Source organism: Peribacillus sp. NPDC101480 (assembly GCF_050277335.1).
Taxonomy (GTDB): Bacteria; Bacillota; Bacilli; order Bacillales; family DSM-1321; genus Peribacillus.
In genome coordinates this window covers 812,229-818,282 of sequence record NZ_JBNNSB010000001.1, presented here as the reverse complement: position 1 = coordinate 818,282, position 6,054 = coordinate 812,229, and the positions used below count along the sequence as shown (strand labels likewise).

The 6,054-nt window shown below is 44.9% G+C and carries 4 protein-coding genes, 1 other RNA gene and 1 other annotated feature; of the genes, 1 reads left to right on the top strand and 4 read right to left on the bottom strand.

Translation table 11 applies throughout. The features are described 5' to 3' along the window. Positions 1 to 210 precede the first annotated feature (210 nt). From ssrS to ACQKMF_RS04085, 4 genes are all read right to left on the bottom strand, one after another. Positions 211 to 396, bottom strand: a non-coding RNA gene (gene ssrS / locus ACQKMF_RS04100) — 6S RNA. Positions 397 to 482: 86 nt separating this feature from the next. Continuing rightward, a complete protein-coding gene (gene aspS, locus ACQKMF_RS04095) occupies positions 483 to 2,252 on the bottom strand; it encodes an aspartate--tRNA ligase (protein WP_260358223.1) in 1,770 nt (589 codons plus the stop codon). A 12-nt stretch (positions 2,253 to 2,264) separates the two neighbouring features. Further along, positions 2,265 to 3,536: a histidine--tRNA ligase gene (hisS, locus tag ACQKMF_RS04090; RefSeq protein WP_101222759.1), complete on the bottom strand. Its 1,272-nt coding sequence runs from the start codon at positions 3,534 to 3,536 to the stop codon at positions 2,265 to 2,267. Positions 3,537 to 3,635: 99 nt separating this feature from the next. After that, positions 3,636 to 3,872, bottom strand: a binding site (T-box leader). Between the two features lie 78 nt (positions 3,873 to 3,950). Beyond that, positions 3,951 to 4,124 (bottom strand): hypothetical protein, encoded by a 174-nt coding sequence (locus ACQKMF_RS04085; protein WP_034308777.1) that lies wholly within the window; start codon positions 4,122 to 4,124, stop codon positions 3,951 to 3,953. 129 nt (positions 4,125 to 4,253) lie between these two features. Between ACQKMF_RS04085 and ACQKMF_RS04080 the strand changes: the two genes are divergently transcribed. Continuing rightward, positions 4,254 to 6,023: an SH3 domain-containing protein gene (locus ACQKMF_RS04080; RefSeq protein WP_427571865.1), complete on the top strand. Its 1,770-nt coding sequence runs from the start codon at positions 4,254 to 4,256 to the stop codon at positions 6,021 to 6,023. The last annotated feature ends 31 nt before the right edge of the window (positions 6,024 to 6,054 follow it).

The window sequence follows — 6,054 nt, the reverse complement described above, 5'->3', positions numbered from 1 at the left end:
GAATTCACGCCTTTTACTCGTGAGTTTACGCCATTTACTCGTGAGTTCGCACTATTTACTCGTGAATTTACGCCATTTACTTGTGAGTTCCCTCCTTTTACTCCTGAATTCGCACCATTTACTCGTAAATATACACATTCTCCTGTAAATTGACTATTTTTACGCACAAAAAAACCCATGTTATGTAACATGAGTTGCTTTGTAAGGTGTAAGAGTCCCAATTGTGCCGTTTACGCCTTTGTTTTGAACCCGCTCTCCGCAGGTGGGTGCTCGGTTCCTCGCGTTTGTAAGTCCTCTTCGAGGGAGGCTTTTACGCGGCCAGGAAACTAGTGCTCCCGGTAACTATAAGTGTTCGGTCAAAACTTATAGGTTAAAGAACGAACACATCAGGACTCTTACTTATTGGAAATATCATATCATAATGCTTAGCTCAGTTTCAAGAAAAAACACCTAGGTATTTTTTCATATTTTTCCCAAATGAATTATTTTTTAAGTGCAGCAAGTCTTAGGTTAAGTTCGGCTAATTGCTTGTCACTTACAGTACTCGGTGCGTCAACGAGCAGGTCGCTTGCGCTTGCTGTTTTCGGGAACGCGATGGTGTCGCGAAGGTTCGTGCGGCCGGCGAGCAGCATGACCATGCGGTCCAATCCAAGGGCGATTCCGCCGTGTGGAGGCGTTCCGTATTCGAATGCATCCATTAGGAAGCCGAATTGTGCGTTTGCTTCTTCTTCGGAGAATCCAAGTACTTTGAACATTTTTTCCTGAACGTGACGTTCGAATATCCGCAGTGATCCACCGCCAAGTTCGTAGCCGTTCAGAACAAGGTCATATGCTTGGGCACGGACGCTTGCTGGGTCTGATTCCAATTTGTCCATGTCTTCACGGAATGGCATTGTGAATGGATGGTGTGCTGCATAGTAGCGTCCTTCTTCTTCGTCATATTCAAATAATGGCCAGTCGGTCACCCATAGGAAGTTGAATTTGCTTTGATCGATCAAGCCTCTTTCTTTACCAAGCTTGATGCGTAGTGCTCCAAGTGAATCAGCGACTATGCCTTTCTTATCCGCCACGAATAGGATTAAATCGCCCACCTCGGCTTCCAATACAGATACTAATTGCTCTTGATCTTCAGCGAAGAATTTGGCGATCGGCCCTTTTACGCCGTCTTCTTCAACTTTCAGCCATGCAAGGCCTTTTGCACCGTAAATCGCTGCAAATTCAGCCAATCCATCAATGTCTTTACGGGAATAATCCGCATTTCCGTCTTTAACGACGATCGCCTTTACTTGTCCGCCGCTTGCAACAGCGCCGGTGAACACTTTGAAATCACTGTCTTTGACGATTTCGGAAACATCTTTAAGTTCCATTCCGAAGCGTGTATCCGGTTTGTCGGATCCGTAACGGCTCATCGCTTCATTGTAGGTCATTCTAGGGAATGGCAGTGTTACGTCCAATCCTTTTACGTCTTTCATCACTTTAGCCATCATGTTTTCTGCGGTCTTGATGATATCTTCTTGGCTCATGAAGCTTGTTTCGATATCGATTTGCGTGAATTCAGGCTGTCTGTCAGCACGTAAATCTTCATCACGGAAACAGCGGGCAATTTGATAATAACGTTCGAAACCTGATACCATCAATAGCTGCTTGAAGATTTGCGGTGACTGCGGAAGTGCATAGAACTCCCCTTCGTGCACACGGCTAGGCACTAAATAGTCACGTGCTCCTTCAGGTGTACTTTTTGTTAAGATAGGTGTTTCGATATCAAGGAAGCCTTCACCATCCAAGTAATCACGGATCGCTTTTGTTGTTTGGTTACGCATTTTCAGCGTTTCGAACATCGCTGGACGGCGCAGGTCCAAATAACGATATTTCAAGCGGATGTCTTCTGATACATCCGTTCTTTCATCAATGATGAATGGAGGGGTCTTTGCTTCGTTTAAAATTGTAACGTTTTCGGCTTGAACTTCGACTGTCCCTGTTGTTACGTTCGGATTGAAGTTGGCTTCATCACGTTTGATGACTGTCCCTTGGATATCAAGGACGTATTCATTACGGATTTTTTCGGCTGTAGCCAGCGCGTCTGCCGAAATGTCCGGATTGAAAACGACTTGGACGACTCCGCTTCTGTCACGTAGGTCGATAAAGATGACACCGCCCAAATCCCGGCGTTTTTGTACCCATCCTTTTAATGTTACTTTTTCACCAATTGCTGCTTCTGTCACTTCACCATTGAAGTATGTTCTGCCAAACATGGTATTTCCCCCTTAAGCCTGTAGCTTTTTAAATTGTTCAACGAATGTAGCAAGATCCATCTGGACTTGTTCACCGGTTTCCATGAACTTCACATTGATTTTATTATTTGCCAATTCATCATCCCCGAGTGTCGCCACATATCTTGCTTCAAGGCGGTCGGCTGATTTGAATTGTGCTTTCACTTTACGGTCTTGATAGTCTTTTTCGACGGTAAAACCGGCATTCCGCAATTGATGGGCAAGTTTGACGGTATAATCCTTGGCTGTTTCACCTAATGAAACAAGATAGCAGTCAATTCCCTTTTTGATCGGAAGCTCGATGTTTTCTGCTTGGAGGGCTGCAATCAGGCGTTCAATGCTAAGTGCAAAGCCGATTCCTGGTGTTTCCGGTCCGCCAAGTTCTTCAGACAGCCCGTTATAACGGCCGCCTCCGCAAAGTGTAGTGATGGCGCCAAAGCCTTCTGCATCACTCATGATTTCAAAGGCGGTATGATTATAGTAATCCAAGCCGCGCACTAGAGTCGGATCTTCTACGAAATCGATTTCCAAATCGGTTAAATGCTGTTTCACCTTTTCGAAATAAATACGGGATTCATCATTTAAATATTCAATGATGGATGGAGCCGTGTTCATCAATTCGTGACCGTGATCCTTTTTGCAATCCAGGATACGCAAAGGATTCTTTTCCAGACGGTTTTGACAATCGCCGCAAAACTCGCCGATGCGGGGTTCGAAATGTTTGATTAACGCATTGCGATGCGCTGTCCGGCTTTCCTTATCACCAAGGCTGTTGATCACAAGTTTCAGCTTTTTCAAACCAAGTTCCTTGTACAGGTTCATCGCAAGTGACAGAACCTCTGCATCGATTCCTGGATCCTTACTTCCTAAAGCTTCGATGCCGAATTGAACGAACTGGCGGAATCGGCCTGCTTGCGGACGTTCGTAGCGGAACATCGGCCCGATATAATAAAGCTTGACCGGTTGATTGGCCCACCCGAACATTTTGTTCTCGATATATGACCGTACAACAGATGCGGTGCCTTCCGGACGAAGGGTTAAGTTCCTTTCACCGCGATCTTGAAATGAATACATCTCTTTTTGAACGATATCGGTTGTATCCCCTACACCACGTAAAAATAATTCCGTGTGCTCAAAAATTGGAGTGCGGATTTCTTTATATTGATAACGGTGACAAATCTCACGCGCCGTGTTTTCGATATACTGCCAAATTTCCGTTTGGCCAGGCAATAAATCCTGGGTACCTCTAGGAATCTGAATAGACATATGTGTTTCCTCCTTTAAAGCAAGGCGCCCTTTCTGATACGGCGCGCTATACTGATTTTTTCCAAACAAAAAACTCCCGCCCCTTGTAACTTATATGTTACAAGGGACGAGAGTTTGGATATCCCGTGGTGCCACCCTAGTTGAAGCACAAAAAAAGTGCCCCCGCTCAAAAACAGTTAACGCCTGTTTTACGTTCATCTCCTATTAAGTAAATCCGTTCGGAGTGAAGCCTACGGAGGGTTCTTTCATTAAGTCATCATGTGGAATGCTTTCAGCCTCGGCATTTCCTCTCTTTTCATGTGTTTCTTAATTACTCTTCTCCATCATTGGTTATTGCAGTAATAAGTCTGATATTTTATAATCATACGGACGTTAACATCAAATGTCAAGGCAGACTGAGGATTTTGTCGCATTTTATTGGTTCAAACGTTTTTTCAGATTTTTGATTGTCCGGACATTGACTCCGAATTCAGATGCCAATTCAACAAGGTTTGCGCTTTGTTCCTTTTGGATGAAATCGTGAAAATCGACACCCAATACTTGATTGCCTCCGCTTAAGCTCGTTTGATCTTTTTCGCTGAATTTCATGTGGTTTCCCTCCTAGAGTTATATAAGCTCTATTCTTTCCTAAAAAAAATGTTTTTTGCACAAGGAAAGAGGGAAATTTTCATTGAACGAGAATACATACATATAGACATTAAAAGGGAGAGACAACTTATGAAGAAGAAATCGGGTTTATTTGGCCTGACACTGATGCTGATATTCTCAGCGATTTTCCCCGTCAATCACGCTTTTGGAAAAGATGAAGGGGAAAATATCGTGACGAACCAAGTGGTCAATGTCCGTGAAGGTGCAGGCCTCAGTTTCCCTATCGTGAAAAAACTGGAAAAAGGGGACTCGTATCCCATTCTGAATGAGGATGGCGACTGGATCGAAATCCGGATTGGCGCCGGCAAAACGGGATGGGTTGCCAATTGGTTAGTGGAGAAACAAACTGGGTCTGAAACCAATCAGGTCAAAAAGGAATCCGGACAAGGCGTGATATCAGGCAGCTCGGTCCGTGTCCGTACAGGTCCAGGCACTACATTTCAAACGGTTGGGTCCTTGAGTAAAGGTACAGCTGTTGACATCATTGAAAAAAATGAAAATTGGATAAAGATCAAAACGGCGGATATCGAAGGTTGGGTCTCTTCTGACTACCTTAATCTCCCCGCCGCATCAGGAAATGCAGCGAAGAAAGATTCAACTATGAAAAAAGAAACGAATCAATCCGTAAAAAACGGAGTAACTTTGGTGGACCGGCTCAATGTCCGTTCGGAACCATCGACAAGCAGTGCCTCGCTAGGAAAGCTGAATAAAAATACGTCAGTGACCGTTTACAGGGTTGAAAATGAATGGGCTGAAATAGATTTCCAAGGAGTCCGCGGTTGGGTAGCTGAACCTTACATACAAGTAAGCGAAGGTAAAGAAGACATGAAAAATGAAACGGCAGGCGCCACTGCAAGGGTGACCGCTGCGGGTTTAAATGTCAGGAAAGAAGCCTCTCTCTCCAGCAAGGTCATCGGTTCGGTGAACAAGGATGAGACGTACGCCGTACTGCAAACAAAGGGAAATATGACACAGATCAAGCTCTCCGGTTCAAAAAAGGGCTGGGTCGTGAGTTGGTACCTGGAAAAAGAGAATGTTGAACAAACGGCTAAGGAAAAAAAGGTTGATGTAAAAGGAAACGAGCTTACCATCATTCATGATGGTACGATTCTTAGAAGCGAGCCTGATGGCAACTCGAAGATTGTCGAGCAGGCCAATGCAGGTGAAACGTTCTCCGCATCAGGTATGGAAGGCGACTGGTACTCCATTAAACTGAAGAGCGGAAAAACGGCTTATGTGGCCGGATGGATCGTGACGATCGAAGGGAATTCGGAGCAGATCCAACGACCTGGCGTTGAAAAGTACTTAAAGGATAAAACCATTGTGATCGATCCCGGCCATGGCGGCAGGGATAGCGGTACGATAGGCGTCGGTGGAACACTCGAGAAAAACCTGACGATTCGTACGGCAGAGCTGCTGCGGGACAAACTTCAGGCGGCAGGAGCTAAAGTGATCCTGACCAGAAGCGGAAATACCTATGTTCCACTCCCTTCCCGGGTCAGCACTTCTCATATACATAACGCGGATGCTTTCATCAGCCTCCATTATGATAGCACCAAGGACCAGATCACCAGCGGGATAACCACATACTACTATCATGACTACCAGCATGCATTGGCGGCTACTCTGGCCAATTCACTCGGTTCAACCATGCAGGTGCCCAATCGGGGATCACGTTACGGGAATTTTCATGTTACCCGCGAAAATAAACGGGTAGCTACACTTATTGAACTAGGTTATTTAAGCAATCCAGTGGAAGAATTGACGTTAACATCGAATGAGTATCAAGAAAAAATCACATCTGCCATCTATAATGGATTGGCGAGGTATTTTAAATAAGAATTAGAAAAGCCAGCTTCGAATCGAAGCT

Coding starts and splice junctions, on each gene's coding strand:
- aspS (WP_260358223.1), bottom strand. CDS start 2,252: ATGTTTGGCAGAACATACTTCAATGGTGAAGTGACAGAAGCAGCAATT.
- hisS (WP_101222759.1), bottom strand. CDS start 3,536: ATGTCTATTCAGATTCCTAGAGGTACCCAGGATTTATTGCCTGGCCAA.
- ACQKMF_RS04085 (WP_034308777.1), bottom strand. CDS start 4,124: ATGAAATTCAGCGAAAAAGATCAAACGAGCTTAAGCGGAGGCAATCAA.
- ACQKMF_RS04080 (WP_427571865.1), top strand. CDS start 4,254: ATGAAGAAGAAATCGGGTTTATTTGGCCTGACACTGATGCTGATATTC.